General features: G+C 47.0%; 22 protein-coding genes, 1 rRNA gene and 2 other annotated features. All 23 genes read left to right on the forward strand.

Going from position 1 to position 18,615, the window contains the following annotated elements; genetic code table 11:
* Positions 1-101 (forward strand): 5S ribosomal RNA (rrf, locus tag KNO95_RS13595); the annotation flags it as partial.
* Between the two features lie 149 nt (positions 102-250).
* Entirely contained in the window at positions 251-727 is a 477-nt protein-coding gene (locus tag KNO95_RS13600) for a CtsR family transcriptional regulator (RefSeq protein ID WP_026824805.1), read from the forward strand.
* A 5-nt stretch (positions 728-732) separates the two neighbouring features.
* On the forward strand, positions 733-1,167 hold the full coding sequence (locus KNO95_RS13605; RefSeq protein WP_026824806.1) for a UvrB/UvrC motif-containing protein: 435 nt from the start codon (positions 733-735) through the stop codon (positions 1,165-1,167).
* Positions 1,167-2,210 carry a protein arginine kinase gene (locus KNO95_RS13610; protein ID WP_214879392.1) on the forward strand — a complete coding sequence of 348 codons (1,044 nt, stop codon included), beginning with the start codon at positions 1,167-1,169 and terminating at the stop codon, positions 2,208-2,210. Before KNO95_RS13605 ends, KNO95_RS13610 begins: the two co-directional genes overlap by 1 nt.
* Positions 2,211-2,234: 24 nt before the next feature.
* A complete protein-coding gene (locus KNO95_RS13615) occupies positions 2,235-4,670 on the forward strand; it encodes an ATP-dependent Clp protease ATP-binding subunit (RefSeq protein WP_214704397.1) in 2,436 nt (811 codons plus the stop codon).
* A gap of 57 nt (positions 4,671-4,727) precedes the next feature.
* Positions 4,728-6,104: a DNA repair protein RadA gene (radA, locus tag KNO95_RS13620; protein ID WP_026824809.1), complete on the forward strand. Its 1,377-nt coding sequence runs from the start codon at positions 4,728-4,730 to the stop codon at positions 6,102-6,104.
* 113 nt (positions 6,105-6,217) lie between these two features.
* A complete protein-coding gene (locus KNO95_RS13625) occupies positions 6,218-7,282 on the forward strand; it encodes a PIN/TRAM domain-containing protein (protein ID WP_012727703.1) in 1,065 nt (354 codons plus the stop codon).
* Between the two features lie 55 nt (positions 7,283-7,337).
* Complete coding sequence (gene ispD, locus KNO95_RS13630) at positions 7,338-8,018, forward strand: 2-C-methyl-D-erythritol 4-phosphate cytidylyltransferase (protein WP_214704395.1); 681 nt, start codon at positions 7,338-7,340, stop codon at positions 8,016-8,018.
* Positions 8,015-8,488: a 2-C-methyl-D-erythritol 2,4-cyclodiphosphate synthase gene (ispF, locus tag KNO95_RS13635; RefSeq protein ID WP_214704392.1), complete on the forward strand. Its 474-nt coding sequence runs from the start codon at positions 8,015-8,017 to the stop codon at positions 8,486-8,488. The genes ispD and ispF overlap by 4 nt, the downstream gene beginning before the upstream one ends.
* A 45-nt stretch (positions 8,489-8,533) precedes the next feature.
* Positions 8,534-9,991: a glutamate--tRNA ligase gene (gene gltX, locus KNO95_RS13640; protein WP_214704408.1), complete on the forward strand. Its 1,458-nt coding sequence runs from the start codon at positions 8,534-8,536 to the stop codon at positions 9,989-9,991.
* Positions 9,991-10,197: a binding site (T-box leader), on the forward strand. It overlaps the preceding gene by 1 nt.
* Positions 10,198-10,248: 51 nt before the next feature.
* Positions 10,249-10,938 carry a serine O-acetyltransferase gene (gene cysE / locus KNO95_RS13645; protein ID WP_026824813.1) on the forward strand — a complete coding sequence of 230 codons (690 nt, stop codon included), beginning with the start codon at positions 10,249-10,251 and terminating at the stop codon, positions 10,936-10,938.
* Positions 10,907-12,304, forward strand: a complete 1,398-nt coding sequence (gene cysS, locus KNO95_RS13650) for a cysteine--tRNA ligase (protein ID WP_214701473.1) — start codon at positions 10,907-10,909, stop codon at positions 12,302-12,304. The genes cysE and cysS overlap by 32 nt, the downstream gene beginning before the upstream one ends.
* Complete coding sequence (locus tag KNO95_RS13655) at positions 12,301-12,705, forward strand: Mini-ribonuclease 3 (RefSeq protein ID WP_026824815.1); 405 nt, start codon at positions 12,301-12,303, stop codon at positions 12,703-12,705. Before cysS ends, KNO95_RS13655 begins: the two co-directional genes overlap by 4 nt.
* A gap of 109 nt (positions 12,706-12,814) precedes the next feature.
* Positions 12,815-13,564 carry a 23S rRNA (guanosine(2251)-2'-O)-methyltransferase RlmB gene (gene rlmB, locus KNO95_RS13660; RefSeq protein WP_214704406.1) on the forward strand — a complete coding sequence of 250 codons (750 nt, stop codon included), beginning with the start codon at positions 12,815-12,817 and terminating at the stop codon, positions 13,562-13,564.
* Positions 13,561-14,100 (forward strand): NYN domain-containing protein, encoded by a 540-nt coding sequence (locus KNO95_RS13665; RefSeq protein ID WP_026824817.1) that lies wholly within the window; start codon positions 13,561-13,563, stop codon positions 14,098-14,100. The genes rlmB and KNO95_RS13665 overlap by 4 nt, the downstream gene beginning before the upstream one ends.
* Positions 14,101-14,309: 209 nt before the next feature.
* The gene (gene sigH / locus KNO95_RS13670) at positions 14,310-14,951 is read left to right on the forward strand and encodes an RNA polymerase sporulation sigma factor SigH (protein ID WP_026824818.1); all 642 of its coding nucleotides are present in this window, start codon (positions 14,310-14,312) and stop codon (positions 14,949-14,951) included.
* Between the two features lie 128 nt (positions 14,952-15,079).
* Complete coding sequence (gene rpmG / locus KNO95_RS13675; RefSeq protein WP_026824819.1) at positions 15,080-15,226, forward strand: 50S ribosomal protein L33; 147 nt, start codon at positions 15,080-15,082, stop codon at positions 15,224-15,226.
* Positions 15,227-15,260: 34 nt separating this feature from the next.
* The gene (secE, locus tag KNO95_RS13680) at positions 15,261-15,431 is read left to right on the forward strand and encodes a preprotein translocase subunit SecE (RefSeq protein WP_012727692.1); all 171 of its coding nucleotides are present in this window, start codon (positions 15,261-15,263) and stop codon (positions 15,429-15,431) included.
* Positions 15,432-15,447: 16 nt separating this feature from the next.
* Positions 15,448-15,999, forward strand: coding sequence for a transcription termination/antitermination protein NusG (nusG, locus tag KNO95_RS13685; protein ID WP_026824820.1), 552 nt, complete (start codon positions 15,448-15,450; stop codon positions 15,997-15,999).
* Between the two features lie 147 nt (positions 16,000-16,146).
* A complete protein-coding gene (rplK, locus tag KNO95_RS13690) occupies positions 16,147-16,572 on the forward strand; it encodes a 50S ribosomal protein L11 (RefSeq protein ID WP_012727690.1) in 426 nt (141 codons plus the stop codon).
* A 94-nt stretch (positions 16,573-16,666) separates the two neighbouring features.
* Positions 16,667-17,353 (forward strand): 50S ribosomal protein L1, encoded by a 687-nt coding sequence (gene rplA, locus KNO95_RS13695; RefSeq protein WP_026824821.1) that lies wholly within the window; start codon positions 16,667-16,669, stop codon positions 17,351-17,353.
* A 59-nt stretch (positions 17,354-17,412) separates the two neighbouring features.
* Positions 17,413-17,566 (forward strand) — a sequence feature (ribosomal protein L10 leader region).
* Positions 17,567-17,610: 44 nt separating this feature from the next.
* A complete protein-coding gene (gene rplJ, locus KNO95_RS13700) occupies positions 17,611-18,117 on the forward strand; it encodes a 50S ribosomal protein L10 (RefSeq protein ID WP_026824822.1) in 507 nt (168 codons plus the stop codon).
* 58 nt (positions 18,118-18,175) lie between these two features.
* Positions 18,176-18,544 carry a 50S ribosomal protein L7/L12 gene (gene rplL, locus KNO95_RS13705; RefSeq protein WP_026824823.1) on the forward strand — a complete coding sequence of 123 codons (369 nt, stop codon included), beginning with the start codon at positions 18,176-18,178 and terminating at the stop codon, positions 18,542-18,544.
* The last annotated feature ends 71 nt before the right edge of the window (positions 18,545-18,615 follow it).

Raw genomic sequence — 18,615 nt, forward strand, 5'->3', positions numbered from 1 at the left:
AGACGGCCACACCCGTTCCCATGCCGAACACGGAAGTTAAGCGTCTCAGCGCCGAAAGTAGTTGGGGGATCTCCCCCTGTGAGGATAGGACGTTGCCAGGCAACAACGCAGAGGACGACCGAGCATACGCTCGGTCGTCTTTTTGTATATTAGCGATGTTCTCCATGGAGAACATCGCTTTTCATTTGCCTTTTTTTAAATCAATGATAAAATATAGTCAAAAGTCAAAGATGGTCAGAGGGTGGTGGAGATGAGAAATATTTCGGATGTCATTGAACAGTATTTGAAGCAAGTGTTGAAAGAAAGTCAGGCGAATGCGATTGAAATTAAACGTCAAGATATCGCGCAACGATTCGAATGTGTCCCATCCCAAATCAATTATGTCATCAACACACGTTTTACCGTCGAAAAAGGATATTTAGTAGAAAGTAAACGTGGCGGTGGCGGATATATTCGCATTCGTCGCGTCACTTTGCATGAAAAGCAAGATCTCCTTTCTAGTTTGATGGATGTCATTCTTGAGCATCCACGTCTGAATGAACAGCTCGTCGAAAATGTTCTTGTTCGATTAGTGGAAGAACAAATGTTGCACGAGCAAGAAGCTCAGTTGATTTATCATCTCTTATCAGATGAAGCGTTAAACTTACAGGTTGACGATCGCTTCTTTATCCGACGTCAACAGTTACTGGCACTAATGAAAGTACTTCGTTACCGTAATGGAGGATAAGTCGTATGTTATGCGAACGTTGTAAACAGCGACCGGCTGTCAATGAAGTCGTTGTCATGGAACAAGATGTACCTGTGAAAAGACACTTATGTCGACAATGTACGGTAGAACTCATGACGGGTTATGTCCCGGTCGTGAAGCGTTGTCCGACTTGTCAGATGACCCGCCAAGACTTGTTGCGTGTAAGAAAAGCAGGGTGCGCTACGTGTTATACCGTATTCCGGGATGAACTGATAAAAATCACCCGTCAATATCAACAAGGACACGATCGTCATATCGGTTCGATTCCTGACCATCTACGAACACCGTATGAACGGATTGAGGAGCGGCTTGAAAAGTTAGCAGGGGAGTTGACCCGTGCTGTCGAACAAGAAGATTATGAACGGGCAGCACGTATTCAAAAAGAAATGAAGCAATTAGAAGGGCAGGGAGATGGCTAATGGAACCTTTCCTAACACATCCACTCGGTCCAAAAATGAAAGAACGTGCCAAACTTGATGATTTGGTCGTCTCCACAAGAATCCGACTGGCACGTAACATCAAAGACACCGTGTTTTCACCGGCCCTTTCTAAAGAAGGAGAACGTCAACTTTGCGATCGTTTAGAGGGACGTCTACGCGGGTTGAAGGGATTTGAATATCTTCATATGCGTGATTATGATGAAGTGACACGACAAGCATTAATGGAGAAACATTTGATTAGCCCGGCTGTTGCTACTAATGAAGAAAGTGCGGTCTTCTTAAGTGAAGATGAAACCATCAGTGTACTAATCAACGAGGAAGACCATCTGCGAATTCAAACGTTGCTTCCCGGCTATCAAGTGAAAGCGGCGTTCGAATTAGCGAAACAAGCAGACGCATTATGCGCGGAGTCACTTTCTTATGCTTTTGATGAACAGTTAGGCTATTTGACGACATGTCCAAGCAATATCGGAACAGGACTCCGAGCTTCGGTCATGTTACACTTACCGGGACTCACGCTAACGGGTCGGATTGGTCCGATTTTACGGGAACTTCGAAAACTCGGTTATACGATTCGCGGTCGGTATGGTGAAGGAAGCGATGCAGCCGGACGCTTGTTCCAGCTGTCGAATCAACGGACACTAGGTAGTCATGAATCACAACTGTTGGCTGATTTTATGGAAGTGACAGAACAAGTGATTCAGGCAGAACGGCATGCGCGTGAAGAACTCATTGCGAATCGACAGGAAGAGTTAGAAGATCGATTTTATCGGTCATATGGTATATTACGATATGCTAAATTACTCTCTTCCACCGAAGCAGTTGAACGATTATCTGATTTACATTTAGCAAGTGACCTTGGAATTTTGTCTGATTGGAGCCCGCCGAAGTTTCACGAGTTGATTGTTCGGTTACAATCAGGTTTTCTACAAAAACATTTCGGGAAAACATTATCTACACAAGAGCGGGATCGAGAACGAGCGACACTCGTTCGTCGAACGTTAGATCAAGGCTTAGTTTGATCCAACTATAAGGAGGTTTTGTCAATGATGTTTGGACGATTTACAGAGCGAGCACAGCGCGTATTAGCTTTAGCACAAGAGGAAGCCGTACGTCTTGGCCATCATAATATTGGTACAGAACATATTTTATTAGGATTGGTTCGGGAAGGAGAAGGGATTGCGGCGAAAGCACTCTTCGCACTAGGACTGACATCTGAAAAGATTCAACAAGAAGTCGAGTCATTGATTGGACGTGGTTCTGAGAACGGATCGACGATTCACTACACACCACGTGCGAAAAAAGTCATTGAACTCTCGATGGATGAAGCAAGAAAATTAGGACATTCATACGTCGGAACGGAACACATCCTTCTCGGATTGATTCGTGAGGGGGAAGGTGTCGCAGCGCGCGTCCTCAATAACCTAGGAATCAGTTTGACGAAAGCACGTCAACAAGTACTGCAGCTCCTCGGGAATACCGAGTCTTCTTCAAATGCTTCGCAACCAGGCGCAAGCGCTGCAACACCAACGCTTGATGGGTTGGCACGCGACTTGACGCAACAAGCCAGAGAATCACGTTTAGATCCGGTGATTGGACGCGCAGGTGAGATTCAACGTGTTATCGAAGTCTTGTCTCGTCGGACAAAGAACAACCCGGTTCTTATTGGTGAGCCGGGTGTCGGGAAGACCGCGGTAGTCGAAGGCCTTGCTCAACAAATCATCAACAACGAAGTCCCTGAGACACTTCGTAACAAACGAGTCATGGTACTCGACATGGGTACGCTCGTGGCCGGTACAAAATATCGTGGTGAGTTCGAAGATCGTTTGAAAAAGGTCATGGATGAGATTCGCCAGGCTGGAAACGTCATTCTCTTCATCGATGAATTGCATACATTGATTGGTGCAGGAGGCGCTGAAGGCGCGATTGATGCGTCGAACATCCTCAAACCGTCATTGGCCCGTGGTGAACTTCAATGTATCGGGGCGACAACACTCGACGAGTACCGGAAGTATATTGAGAAAGATGCAGCACTTGAACGACGCTTCCAACCAATTCAAGTGAACGAGCCGACGGCAGAAGAGGCTGAGCAAATCCTTCTCGGTTTACGCGACCGCTATGAGGCACACCACCGTGTAACGATTACAGACACAGCCATTCATGAGGCGGTCGTCCTTTCTGACCGTTATATTTCGGATCGCTTCTTACCGGACAAGGCGATTGACCTCGTCGATGAAGCCGCATCAAAAGTACGACTTCGTTCTTTCACAGCGCCGCCGAACTTGAAAGAGTTGGAATCGCGCCTCGAGTCGATTCGTAAAGAAAAAGACTCTGCTGTTCAAAGCCAAGAGTTTGAAAAAGCAGCGTCCCTTCGCGATACGGAGCAAAAATTACGTGATGAATTAGAAGAATTGAAAGCAGAGTGGCAGAATAAGCAAGGGAACGAAAAACTTGAAGTGACGAAAGAAGATATCGCTCAAGTTGTCGCAAACTGGACAGGAGTACCGGTCACAAAGATTGCCGAAGAAGAGACGGACCGTCTCCTCAAACTCGAATCGATTCTTCACAATCGTGTCATCGGTCAAGACGATGCAGTGAAATCGATTTCTCGTGCTATCCGTCGTGCCCGTGCCGGATTGAAAGATCCGAAACGTCCAATCGGTTCGTTCATCTTCCTCGGACCGACCGGAGTCGGGAAAACCGAGCTCGCCCGCGCAGTTGCCGAAGCGATGTTTGGCGATGAAGATGCGATTATTCGAATCGACATGTCAGAGTACATGGAGAAACATGCGACAAGTCGTCTCGTCGGTTCGCCTCCGGGCTATGTTGGTTACGAAGAAGGTGGTCAATTAACCGAGAAAGTACGCCGGAAACCATATTCGGTCATTCTTCTTGACGAAATTGAGAAAGCACACCCTGAAGTATTTAACATCTTACTTCAAGTGCTAGACGACGGTCGCTTGACGGACTCAAAAGGTCGCACGGTCGACTTCCGAAATACCGTCATCATCATGACGTCAAACGTCGGGGCAGCAGCGCTTCAACGAAATAAATATGTTGGATTCACAGTCGAAGATGATGTGAAACGTGAGTATACGGAAATGAAAGACAAAGTGCTCGAGGAATTGAAAAAAGCGTTCCGACCTGAGTTCTTGAACCGAATTGACGAAATCACAGTCTTCCATTCACTTCAAAAAGAGCACATCCAAGAAATCATCAAACTTATGGCTGAGACACTTAAGAAACGTCTCGCCGAACAGGGTGTTGATTTCAGCATGACAGATGCGGCGCTCGAGAAGATTGCCGATGTCGGCTACGATCCGGAATACGGGGCCCGTCCCCTCCGTCGTGCTCTTCAGCGAGAAGTGGAAGACCGTCTCTCAGAAGCAATGCTCGGCGGTACGATTACCAAAGGTAGTAAAGTTGCGCTCGACGTACAAGATGGAGAGTTTGTCGTTCGTAACGAAGGTGTCGTTCAGTAAATCATTCAGCTCCCTCACTGTTCATGAGGGAGCTTTTTTTAGACAGGAAGGAAGCTTATGGCCAAAATTAAAACGAAATACGTCTGCCAATCGTGTGGATATGAATCAGCGAAGTGGATGGGGCGCTGTCCAGGTTGTAATGAATGGAATACGCTTGTGGAAGAATTTGTGGAAGAAAAGAAAGCCAAACGCGGTGCAGCATTTGTCCATAGTTCGTCTCGACAATTGAAACCGGAACGTCTATCAAACGTCGTCTCACAAGAAGAGACGCGTGTGCACACGAATAGTCGTGAATTTGACCGTGTGCTCGGTGGAGGAATCGTCCCGGGTTCCCTTGTCTTAGTCGGGGGTGACCCAGGAATCGGAAAGTCGACGATTTTGCTACAAGTCAGTGCCCATTTAGCCCATAGCGGCAAAAAAGTGTTATATATTTCGGGTGAGGAGTCGCTCAAACAGACGAAACTGCGCGCGGAACGACTCGGCTTACCGACCGAAGACTTGTTCGTGCTCGCGGAGACAGACATGCTGATGATTGAACGGGTCATCGATGAAGAACAGCCGGGGTTTGTCATCATCGACTCGATTCAGACGGTGTATATGGATGAGATTCAATCTGCTCCGGGCAGTGTGTCACAAGTACGAGAATGTACGGCGGCGCTCATGAAGATTGCGAAGACGCGAGGGATTGCTGTCTTCATTGTCGGACATGTGACGAAACAAGGGTCGATTGCAGGACCGCGCTTACTCGAACACATGGTAGATGCGGTGCTTTACTTTGAAGGCGAACGTCATCATACATTCCGTATTTTGCGGGCGGTGAAAAATCGGTTTGGTTCAACGAATGAAATTGGGATTTTCGAGATGAAAGAGAGTGGGTTAGAAGAAGTCCTCAACCCGTCCGAAATCTTTTTAGAAGAGCGAACCGCAGGGGTATCAGGCTCTACGGTCGTTGCTTCGATGGAAGGGACACGGACGGTGCTCGTCGAACTGCAGGCACTTATCTCCCCTACCTCATTCGGGAACCCGAGACGAATGGCGACGGGAATCGATCAAAATCGGGTCGCGCTTCTCATGGCCGTGCTCGAGAAACGATCCGGTCTTCTGCTTCAAACACAGGATGCTTATTTGAAAGCGGCCGGTGGTGTCAAATTGGATGAACCGGCGATTGACCTTGCGATTTGTATTTCAATCGCCTCTAGTTTTCGCGATCGCCCGACTCGGCCGACGGATGTCTGCATCGGAGAAGTCGGATTGACGGGAGAAGTGCGGCGCGTATCACGAATCGAACAACGTGTTGCCGAGGCGGCAAAGTTAGGGTTTACAAGGGCCATCATCCCGAAAAATAATATGGGTGGATGGACCGCTCCGGCAGGGATTGAGGTGGTCGGTGTCGGAACAGTGGATGAAGCACTCCAGTTGGCGATCCCATTTTGATGGGTCGCCACTGGCAGTTTGTAACGCTTTGTAACGAACGTGATTAAAAAATCGTGTTACAATGAAAGTGTTATTTTTTGAAATTTTATTTCATATAAAAGGAGGTGGAATGAGTGAAGATTGCTGTACGAATCGGATTTATTTTGATTGGACTCGTCGTGGGTTGGTTCGGAATCATCGAAGCGACGCTTTTATTAGCAGACCTTGGCATGAATGTGCCGGAGTGGTTAACGATTCCATACGTAGCAAGTTTGATTGGTGGACTTATCTTCTTCATTCTTAGTTTATTCTTAACAGATGGTGTTGTTGCATTTATTCGTTTTGTCGAAGAACGGCTCGTCCGTTTACCGGTGGGAGATATCTTATTCGGTTCGATCGGTCTTATCATCGGGCTCTTGATCGCCTTTTTGATCAGTGTATCGCTTGAAGTCACGAATATTTTCTTACTGAGTAAAATCGTCCCGATTTTTGTCACGGCACTGTTTGGTTACTTTGGTTTCGCGGTCGGCTATCGGAAGCGTAACGAATGGATTAAACTATTTGTGAAGAGCGAACGGGAGAAGCCGGCGGCTGAACCGGTTCAACGTTCTAACGATAAAATCTTGGATACGAGCGTCATCATCGACGGTCGGATCGCGGATATTGCGACGACTGGATTCGTGGAAGGGACATTGATTGTTCCGCAATTTGTGATCGGAGAGCTCCAATACATCGCCGACTCTTCGGATACATTAAAACGAAATCGTGGTCGTCGGGGTCTCGACATTTTAAAAGAACTGCAGGAGAACAAGCGCATCCAAGTTGAAATTTATGATGGCGACTTTGAAGATGTACCGGAAGTCGATATCAAATTAATCAAATTGGCTGAACTTAAAAATGGTATTGTTGTCACGAATGACTATAACTTAAACAAAGTGTGTGAAGTACGGAATGTCCCGGTATTGAATATCAATGACTTAGCGAATGCCGTCAAACAAATCGTCATTCCTGGCGAAGAGATGGTCGTGACAGTCATTAAAGAAGGAAAAGAGCAAAATCAAGGCGTCGCCTATCTTGAAGATGGGACGATGGTTGTCGTGGAAGGTGGACGGAAGTTGATTTCGAAGACGCTTCCTGTCGTCGTGACGAGTGTCTTACAGACGTCTGCAGGTCGAATGATTTTTGCACGTCCGGAATAATGAACAAAAAAGAGACGCGGGAGCGCTCTCTTTTTTCACGAAGAGAGGTGTTTACATGGTAGCTTATACAGTCGTCATCCCGGCTGCGGGAAGAGGGAAGCGGATGGGAGCAGATGCGAACAAACTCATGTTGTCGTTACGAGGCAAGCCGATTATCGCATGGACGTTACAAGCGTTTGATACCGATCCATGGTGTGAACATATCGTTTTAGCGATTCGTCCAGAGGAACGTGACTGGTTTGAAGCGATGATGGCACATATCGATACGCCGATTACATATGTAATTGGCGGAGAAGAACGACAACAGAGTGTCTACGCAGGACTGCTTGTTGTTGAAACGGATACGATTGTGATGATTCATGATGGCGCTCGTCCGTTTGTGAAACGCGAACAGCTGCATCAAGTGGCAGAAGCTGCGTTACAAGGTGGAGCTATTTTAGCGGTACCGGTCAAGGATACGGTCAAACAAGTGGAGCGTCACCAAATCGAACAAACCGTGCCCCGTGAAAACTTGTGGTTGGCACAAACACCGCAAGCTTTTCAGGCCAAGGCGATTTTATCAGCGCATGAAAAAGCAGTAGAACGACAGGTGCTAGGAACGGATGATGCCAGTTTATTCGAATGGCTCGGTGAAACGGTACAAGTGGTCCCTGGAGATTACCATAATATTAAGATGACGACACCAGAGGATTTACTGTTTGGCGATGCGATTTTAGCGAAGGGGGATTTACAATGAGAATTGGTCAAGGATTTGATGTACATGCATTTGCGGAAGGACGTCCGTTAATATTAGGTGGAATCGAAATCCCACACGAGCGTGGACTTCTCGGTCATTCTGATGCGGATGTGTTGCTCCATACGATTGCCGATGCGGCGCTCGGAGCGATTGCGGCAGGCGATATCGGGAAGCATTTTCCTGATACAGATCCTGAATTCAAAGATGCGGATTCGAAAGTGTTACTTCGCCACGTATGGCAACTTGTGAAAGACCAAGGATATGTCCTCGGAAATGTGGATGCGACGGTCATGGCACAACGTCCGAAGCTGCGTTCTTATATTGATGAGATGCGCGCGGTCATCGCAGATCTTCTTGAAGCGGATATTGAACAGGTAAACGTGAAAGCGACGACGACGGAGAAGCTCGGCTTCACTGGACGAGAAGAAGGAATCGCAGCACAGGCGGTCATCTTACTCAACCGGGCTTGACAGAAATGGTATACTATTTGGGCAGAAGAGAAGAAAGGTGGAACTATTATGAGTGAAGTGCGTGTACGCTATGCGCCTAGTCCGACGGGGCATCTCCATATCGGAAATGCGCGGACTGCGTTGTTTAACTACTTATTTGCTCGCCATGCAGGCGGGAAATTGATTCTTCGAATTGAAGATACTGACCAAAAACGGAACGTGTTGAACGGTGTCGAAAGTCAAATGAAGTACTTAGAATGGCTTGGCATCGACTGGGATGAAGGTCCAGGCCGTGACGGCGACTACGGTCCATATTACCAAATGGAGCGTCTTGCGATTTATGAGAAATATGTCAATGAGTTGATGAGCAAAGGTCTTGCTTATAAATGTTACATGACATCTGAAGAGCTCGAAGCGGAGCGTGAAGCTCAAATCGCTCGTGGAGAGGCACCGCGTTACTCGGGTGCGCACCGTAACCTCACTGTCGAAGAACGTGAAGCATTTGAAGCGGAAGGCCGCAAGCCATCGATTCGAATTCGGGTGCCAGAAGGCGTGACGTATAAGTGGACGGATGTCGTTAAAGGAGACGTCTCCTTTGAATCGAAAGACTTTGGAGATTGGGTCATCGTGAAACAAGATGGGATTCCAACATACAACTTCGCTGTTGTCGTAGATGATCATTTGATGAACATCAGTCACGTATTGCGTGGGGATGACCACATCGCAAACACACCAAAACAGATGATGGTATATGATGCGCTCGGTTGGGAGTACCCGGAGTTTGGTCACATGACCCTCATCTATAACGACCAACACAAGAAGTTGTCAAAACGTGACGAATCGATTATCCAGTTCATCGAACAGTATGCCGATCTCGGTTACTTGCCTGAGGCGCTCTTCAACTTCATTTCTCTTCTTGGCTGGTCACCAGTCGGGGAAGAAGAAATCTTCTCAAAAGAAGAGTTCATTCAAATGTTTGATGCGAACCGATTGTCGAAGAGTCCGGCTGTGTTTGACCAACAAAAACTTTCTTGGATCAACAGTGTATACATGAAGAAGGCCACGCTTGACGAAGTGGTGGCACTCAGTTTACCATTCTTACAAGAAGCAGGACGATTACCCGAGGCGGTATCTGTCGAAGAAGCGGATTGGGCGACAAACTTGATCGCATTGTATAAAGAACAAATGACGCACGGGGCAGAGATTGTCGTGTTGACAGACTTGTTCTTCAAAGATGAAATCGAGTATGACGAGGAAGCGAATGTTGTCCTTTCAGGTGAAACGGTACCTGCTGTACTTGCAGAGTTCAAACAGCAACTCGAAGGAATCGAAGACTTCACACCGGAAGCGATTAAAGCGGCGACGAAAGCGACTCAAAAAGCTACCGGTCAAAAAGGAAAGAACTTGTTCATGCCGATCCGTGTCGCCACGACAGGACAAACACATGGGCCAGAACTCCCGAACGCCATTTCATTAATTGGAAAAGAGCGTGTATTGAAGCGTCTGACAACTTTATTAGCGTAATAAAGGCATCGATGAGGAAAGTAAGCGGTACGACACGTTGCAGAGACTAGGACCTAGGCTGGGAGTTCTAGATGTGTCCCCCGAAGAAGTGCACCTCGGAGCCGTCTCGGCGATATGTAGTCGAGGCCGTGACTCGGCGTTAACGGGATTTGAGAGGGGAACACTTTTCCCAAACAGAGTGGAACCGCGCTTACGGCGTCTCTGTGCCTTGGCACAGAGGCGTCTTTGTTTTTGTATAAGAAAAGGAGATATCGATTATGGGATTTTGGAGCAGTGTACGCGAAGACTTGCGGACTGTCCTGGAACTAGACCCTGCCGCTCGATCAAAAGTGGAGGTCGCAATGACGTATCCAGGATTGCACGCTATTTGGGCACATCGCATCGCACACGGATTATGGAAACGAAACGTGAAGCTAGTGGCTAAGTTATTAGCCCAGTTCAGTCGCTGGGTGACCGGGATTGAAATTCATCCTGGCGCAGTTGTCGGTAACCGGGTATTTATCGATCACGGTTTCGGCGTCGTCATCGGAGAGACAGCCATTATCGGAAATGATGTGACGATTTATCAAGGCGTCACACTCGGTGGAACCGGGAAAGAAAAAGGGAAGCGACACCCGACGATTGGAAGTGACGTCCTCATTTCAGCCGGGGCAAAAGTGCTTGGAAACATCACGATTGGCGATTGCGTCAAAATCGGGGCAAGTTCCGTCGTCTTGAATGATGTACCGTCTGATTCGACTGTGGTCGGGATTCCGGGTCGGGTCGTTATTCGAAACGGCAAACGTGTGAAACAACACGACTTAGATCACCGCCTGCCTGATCCGGACCGCGAATGCCAAGAACGTCTTGAAAATGCTGTGGCAGAACTTCAACATAAATTAGAGACGCTTGAAAAGCGAATGGAGGAGAAGACACATGATTCAGCTGTACAACAGTCTCACGAATAAAAAAGAACCGTTTGTCCCGATTGTTCCGGGGAAAGTATCGATGTATGTTTGTGGACCAACCGTCTATAACTATATCCATGTCGGCAATGCCCGTCCGGCGATTGCCTTCGATACAGTTCGTCGCTATTTGACGTATCGTGGGTATGAGGTGAAATACGTCTTGAACTTCACGGACGTGGACGACAAAATCATTCGTACCGCCAACGAATTAGGTGAAGACACCGAAACGTTGACGAATCGTTACATTGACGCATATTTAGCGGATACAGGAGCCCTTAACGTGCAACCTGCGGACGTGCATCCACGTGTTACCGATACAATGGAAGAGATTATCGAGTTCATTCGTCAGTTAGAGACGGAAGGGTTCGCTTATGAATCCGAAGGCGATGTCTATTTCCGGACGAAGAAGTTTGAAACATACGGGAAACTAAGTCAGCAATCGATTGAAGATTTGCGGGCAGGCTCACGCGTCGATGTCGGGGAAAAGAAAGAAGACCCGCTCGACTTTGTCTTGTGGAAAGCGGCTAAGCCGGATGAACCATCATGGAATAGTCCATGGGGCAAAGGTCGTCCGGGCTGGCATATCGAATGCTCGGCGATGGCGAAAAAACATCTCGGGGCAACGATCGACATCCATGCGGGTGGGCATGATTTAAAATTCCCACACCACGAGAACGAGATTGCCCAATCGGAAGCGTGCAACCATGCGAAGTTCGCCAACTATTGGTTGCATAACGGTTTCATCAATATTGAAAACGAGAAGATGTCTAAGTCACTCGGAAACTTCCTCCTCGTCCATGAAGCACTGAAGGAAGTCGATCCGATGGTACTACGTTTCTTCATGTTGTCTGTTCATTACCGTCATCCCATCAACTATAGCCGTGAATTGATCGAACAAGCGGCGAACGGGTGGGACCGAATTAAAGAAGCGTATCAAAATATTGAATACCGCTTATCGGTAACAGCCGGACTCGGGGAACCGAGCGAGTCGATGGAACGGAAACTTGAATCGATCAAGACGGCTTTCATTGAGTCGATGGATGATGACATCAATACAGCAAACGCTGTGACGGTCTTATTTGACTTAGCACGAGAAGCAAACATTTATGCGAAAGCGGACCATGTGGCAAAAGCGACACTCGAGCAGGTTCTTTCACTATTCGATGAATTGACGGGTGTGCTCGGTTTGACGTTGGCAGAAGAAAAAGAACTACTGGATGCCGAGATTGACCGATTGATTCAAGAACGAAATGATGCACGGGCGGCACGTAATTTTGCCCGAGCCGACGAGATTCGTGATTTACTAAAAGAACAAAACATCCAACTCGAAGACACGGCCCAAGGGGTTCGGTGGAAGCGGTTATGATGCAACCGAAACAAATGAATGCCCTCGCCCTAGCCTACATGGGGGACGTGGTATATGAATTGGCCGTACGGAAACGGTTGCTCGAGAAAGGATTGACGCGTCCGAACGATTTACACCGGGGCGCGGTCCGCTACGTCAATGCACGGGCACAGGCGAGCGTCGTGACCCATTGGCTAGAAATGGACTTATTGACGGAAGAAGAGCAAGCCATCGTCAGACGTGGTAAGAATGCGAAATCAGGATCAATCCCGAAGCGGGTTGATGTTCACACTTATCGTTACTCCACAGCGTTCGAGGCGTTGATTGGATATATCTATTTGACAGAAAGAAGGGATCGTCTTGAAGAACTCATCAAACAAGCGTTCGAACGACTCGAAGCCGAATCGTTCGAATCGACATGACGGAAAGCGGGGAGCGGAGAAACGAACATTTGACCGCCCTCGTGGTGAACGACCAGAACGTGCACGTCGCCAGAAAGCCGAGCGTCCGGATTATAAAGAAGTGGACGTGATGGAGGAAGGGATTGACTTCCTTTATGGCCGAAATCCCGTACTCGAAGCACTTCGAAGCGGCCGTGACATGAACAAAGTGTTTATTATGGAAGGGCAACAAAAAGGCCCGCTCGCCCAAATCATTGCGATGGCGAATGAAGCATCAGTTCAAGTTTCTTTCGTACCCAAAACGAAACTCGAGAAGATGGCAGGCAGTGAGCATCACCAAGGTGTCGTTGCAGCCATAGCGGCTTATGAATACAAAACGATTGAGGATATGTTTGCACTTGCTGCTTCAAAAGAGGAAACACCGCTCATCATCCTGTTGGATGAGCTAGAGGACCCGCATAATCTAGGTTCGATTTTACGGACGGCAGATGCAATCGGGGCACACGGAATCATTATTCCAAAACGCCGTTCGGTTGGTTTGACCCAAACGGTCGCCAAAGCGTCGACTGGGGCGATTGAGTATATTCCAGTTGCGCGCGTGACGAATTTGACGCGAACGCTTGAAGAATTGAAGGAAAAAGGACTATGGGTCGTCGGGACCGATGCGAAAGAGAGTCAGGACTATCGTCGATTAGATGGAAATATGCCGCTTGTCGTGGTCATCGGAAGTGAAGGCAAGGGGATGAGCCGACTCGTGCGTGAATCGTGTGACTTCCTCGTCCATTTACCGATGGTCGGTCATGTCACGTCACTCAACGCATCTGTTGCAGCAGCGCTCCTTCTGTACGAAGTGCATCGCTCACGCCACCCGTTAGCATGAGTATTCTAAAACGCGAGCTCCTTCTTGTAGATGGATATAACATTATCGGAGCGTGGCCACATTTAAGAAGTTTGCGCGATGTAGATTTTGATCAGGCGCGCAACCTCTTGATTGAAGCGATGGCAGAATATCAAGCTGTATCCGGCAAAGAGGTCACAATCGTGTTTGATGCTCATATGCGGTATGGTCGTGAAGCAAAAGAGAAGCGCAGTCGTGTCGATGTCATTTATACGAAAGAAAATGAGACAGCTGACGAATGGATTGAGCGACGAGCGCATGAATTGGTCGATGACCGACTCGTGACATTATTCGTTGCGACAAACGATTTCACCGAGCAATGGGTTATTTTTGGTCAAGGTGCATTACGCGTTCCTGCGACCGAGCTGTTAAAAGATTGGAAGCATGCGAAAACACTGATTGAGCAACAACGGATGTCGTTAGAAAAGGAACAATCCAATCGAAAGACAATCGATATTCCTCCGCACATTCAAGCGCGCTTTGAAGAAATGCGACGACGTAAATCAAAAGGTGACTGAAATCACGGGCGAGTTCATGGAATGGACTCGTCTTTGTTTCGATTTTGACATTTTTTTGCAAAGGAATGTTGTATACTATTACATATATGAGTTACACATTATTCAATTGACGGAATTTTTAGAAATTTGTTTGACGCATAGGAGTAGGGAGTCCTATAATGGGACAAAACCTTACATAGTTCAGGATCAATCGCCGGGGGGGAACGAGCATGAACGGATGGCCGTACGAACAGTTTGAAAAAATGTCAGACGAAGAGTTGGTCTTATTGGCGCGAAACGAAGGGGATAGCGATGCGCTTGAGTTTTTGATTGAACGATACCGGTATTTTGTGCGGGCGAAGGCGCGCTCATACTTTTTGATTGGGGCAGATCATGAGGACATCGTCCAAGAAGGCATGATCGGTCTTTACAAAGGGGTGCGTGACTACAAAGACGAACGGCTCGCGTCATTCAAAAGCTTTGCTGAAATGTGCATCACACGTCAGATGATTACTGCAATCAAGACGGCGACACGTCAAAAGCACATTCCGCTCAATTCATACGTTTCGCTCGATAAACCGATTTTTGATGAAGAATCCGATCGAACATTGCTTGATGTTATCTTGCCTCCACATCCTACCGACCCTCAGGAATTGATTGTGACACAGGAAGAGCAAACGTTCATGGAAGAGAAGATGGAAGAAATTTTAAGTGACTTGGAGCGGAAAGTATTGCGTCTTTATTTAGACGGACGTTCTTATCAAGAGATTTCAGACGACTTGGATCGTCATGTCAAATCAATTGATAATGCGTTACAGCGTGTGAAGAAGAAATTTGAACGCCATGTCGATGTTCGGACGCTTACAAGCTAACCGATTATTGACCGCGTGCCTCCTATGTGATACTTTAAAAGTAGCGCCTTGTCCGTAGACGCCATTTACAGGAGGCGTTTTTTTTTCGCTCTTTTTTAAGAGAGAGTAGTCGAAAGGGGCGCTTATGAATGGCAAAGAAAGTAAGTCTCGCTTGTTCAGAATGCGGGTCTCGAGAGTATTCGACGACAAAGAAAGATGGTGTGTCGACACGACTTGAAATGAAAAAGTTTTGTCGCCGCTGTAATGCGCATACGATGCATCGGGAATCAAAGTAACGTAGATTGGCATTCAATGTAGGAGGAAGCTACCATGAACTTTTTGCGCGACGTATGGAAAGAGTTGAAGAAAACGAGTTGGCCTACTCGTAAAGAACTCACGAAATATACCATTACCGTCATCGCGACTGTTGTCGTGATTGGCCTGTTCGTGTTCGGCGTAGATACTGGAGTCAGCTATCTCGTCAATTTATTGATTAACTAAGGAAGAGGTGAAAGCCGTGGAGAAACAATGGTTTGTTGTCCAGACGTACTCAGGTTTTGAGAATAACGTCAAAGAAAACCTAGAACGTCGAATCGGTTCGATGAACATGGAAGATAAAATTTTCCGCGTCCTCGTCCCGACTGAAACGACACAAGAAGAAGTCACATTAAAGAGTGGCGAGAAGAAAATCAAAGAGCGTGAAGTCAAAAACTTCCCGGGCTATGTGTTCGTAGAGATGGTCATGACTGACGATTCATGGTATGTTGTCCGCAACACGCCTAACGTCACCGGCTTCCTCGGTTCAACCGGCGGTGGGGCCAAGCCGATCCCGCTTCAACCGGATGAAGTGACAAATGTCTTGTCGCAAATGGGACTCATCGAGAAGAAAGATCGTTACAATTACGAACTCGGTGACCTTGTCCGTGTGAAAGAAGGCGCGTTCGAGAACTTTGAAGGTACGATTGACGAAATCGAAGCTGACAAAGAGAAGCTCAAAGTCGTGGTCGATATGTTCGGTCGCGAAACAAAAATTGAGCTTGATTTCGAACAAGTTCAGAAAATTAACTAAACCCACTTGCTAATCCGTAAAACGGATGGTACAATCGGAAATGTTTGATGTTGTGCTTTATTTCGGTACAAACTCGACCTAATAGATTGAGTGGGAGGGCGCACAACGTCCAAGAAACCACATTTTAGACTTAAGGAGGTGTGTCTCGTGGCGAAAAAAGTTTCTAAACTCGTTAAACTTCAAATCCCAGCTGGTAAAGCTAACCCAGCTCCACCGGTAGGTCCAGCACTTGGACAAGCAGGTGTTAACATCATGGGATTCTGTAAAGAGTTCAACGCTCGTACACAAGACCAAGCCGGATTGATTATTCCTGTAGTCATCACGGTATACGAAGATCGTTCGTTTACATTCATTACGAAAACTCCACCAGCTGCAGTTCTCTTGAAGAAAGCTGCTGGTATCGAGAGTGGTTCTGGTGAACCAAACCGTAAGAAAGTAGCAACGGTTAAGCGTGACAAAGTTCGCGAAATCGCTGAACTTAAAATGCCTGACCTTAACGCATCATCTGTAGAAACAGCGATGCTTATGGTTGAAGGTACTGCACGTAGTATGGGTATTGTAATCGAAGACTAATTGATAGTCTCTGGGGTTGTCGGTGAATACTGCTCACCTTCAATCCCTTCATTATGTGGGAGGAAATTCCGCTAACCACAAGGAGGAAAAGATCATGGGTAAAAAACACCAAGAAGTAGCTAAGCTTGTTGACCGCACGAAGTCATACGACCTCGCCGAAGCTGTCGAGCTCGTTCAAAAAACAGCTACTGCTAAATTCGATGAAACAATCGAAGTTGCTGTCCGTCTCGGCGTAGATCCGAAGAAAGCAGACCAACAAATCCGTGGTGCCGTTGTACTTCCACACGGTACTGGTAAAACACAAAAAGTTCTCGTCTTCGCTAAAGGTGAGAAAGTGAAAGAAGCGGAAGCTGCTGGAGCAGACTACGTTGGTGACGCTGAGTACATCAACAAAATCCAACAAGGATGGTTCGACTTCGATGTCATCGTTGCGACACCTGACATGATGGGTGAAGTTGGTAAACTCGGTCGTGTTCTCGGACCTAAAGGCCTCATGCCTAACCCGAAAACAGGAACAGTTACTTTTGATGTAGAAAAAGCAATCGCGGACATCAAAGCTGGTAAAGTTGAATACCGTGTTGATAAAGCTGGTAACATCCACGTTCCAGTTGGTAAGAAATCATTTGAAGCATCTAAACTCTCTGAGAACATCGAGACAATTCTCGAAACACTCATGAAAGTGAAGCCTGCTACTGCAAAAGGAACTTACCTTAAAAACATCGCGCTTTCATCTACAATGGGTCCTGGGATCCGTGTAGCGACTGCGGATTTCCTTAAGTAATTTTGTTGAAATAAATTGTTGACAACGTGTGACACCGCTGATAAAGTAATACACGTTCAACCGAATATGTTGGATTACCGTAGACAGAAGGTGGACATCGGTCCGTAAACCCTTCCGAGGTGTCTTTGCTCGAACTTGAGCCTGTTGTCACAGGTTTACTTTCAAACAATTACGCCCTCGTATGTCTTCATACGAGGGATTTCTTTTGGAGAGCAGCCTCTCGTCCGGTATAAGAATTGACTAGGAGGTGCAAACACATGGCAAACGAAAAAATCGTAGCTCAGAAATCGGCACTCGTCGATGAAATCGCTGAAAAAATGCAAGCGAGCGTGGGAACAGTTGTTGTTGACTACCGCGGACTTACAGTTGAAGAAGTGACTACACTCCGTAAATCACTCCGTGACGCTGGAATTGAGTTCAAAGTTTACAAGAACGGTCTTCTTCGCCGCGCAGCTATTCAGTCGAACTTCGAAGGTCTTGACGAAGTCTTCACTGGTCCTACAGCAATCGCCTTCTCAAACGAAGACGTTATTGCTCCAGCGAAGATCTTGAATGACTTCTCGAAAGATCACAAAGCGCTCGAACTTAAAGGCGGAATCATCGAAGGCAAAGTGACTTCACTCGAAGAAATCAAAGCCCTTGCAGAACTTCCATCACGCGATGGTCTTCTCTCGATGCTTCTCAGCGTACTTCAAGCTCCAATCCGTGGGCTCGCAGTCGCAACAAATGCAATCGCAGAACAAAAAGAAGAGCAATCAGCTTAATTTTTGTCGCGTAGCGTAACTTAAAAACTTTTTACAACATCAAAGGAGGAAAACCATAATGGCTTTCAACAAAGAGCAATTCATCGAAGACCTCAAATCAATGACGGTTCTCGAACTTAACGAACTCGTAAAAACAATCGAAGAAGAATTCGGCGTATCAGCAGCAGCTCCAGTAGCAGTTGCAGGTGCTGGCGCAGGCGCAGCAGCTGAAGAGCAAACTGAATTCGACGTAATCCTCACAAACGCTGGCGCTGGTAAAATCAACGTCATCAAAGCTGTTCGTGAAATCACAGGCCTCGGTCTTAAAGAAGCAAAAGGACTCGTTGACGGAACTCCGGCTCCAGTCAAAGAAGGCGTTTCTAAAGAAGACGCTGATTCAATCAAAGCTAAGCTTGAAGAAGCTGGCGCATCTGTTGAAGTTAAGTAATTCAACTTCACAACCTATAGAAGCTCGCCATGGCGAGCTTCTTTTATTTCCTTGAAGAATGGGTTAGGAGG

It is taken from the genome of Exiguobacterium sp. ERU653, from assembly GCF_018617775.1.
GTDB lineage: Bacteria > Bacillota > Bacilli > Exiguobacteriales > Exiguobacteriaceae > Exiguobacterium > Exiguobacterium marinum.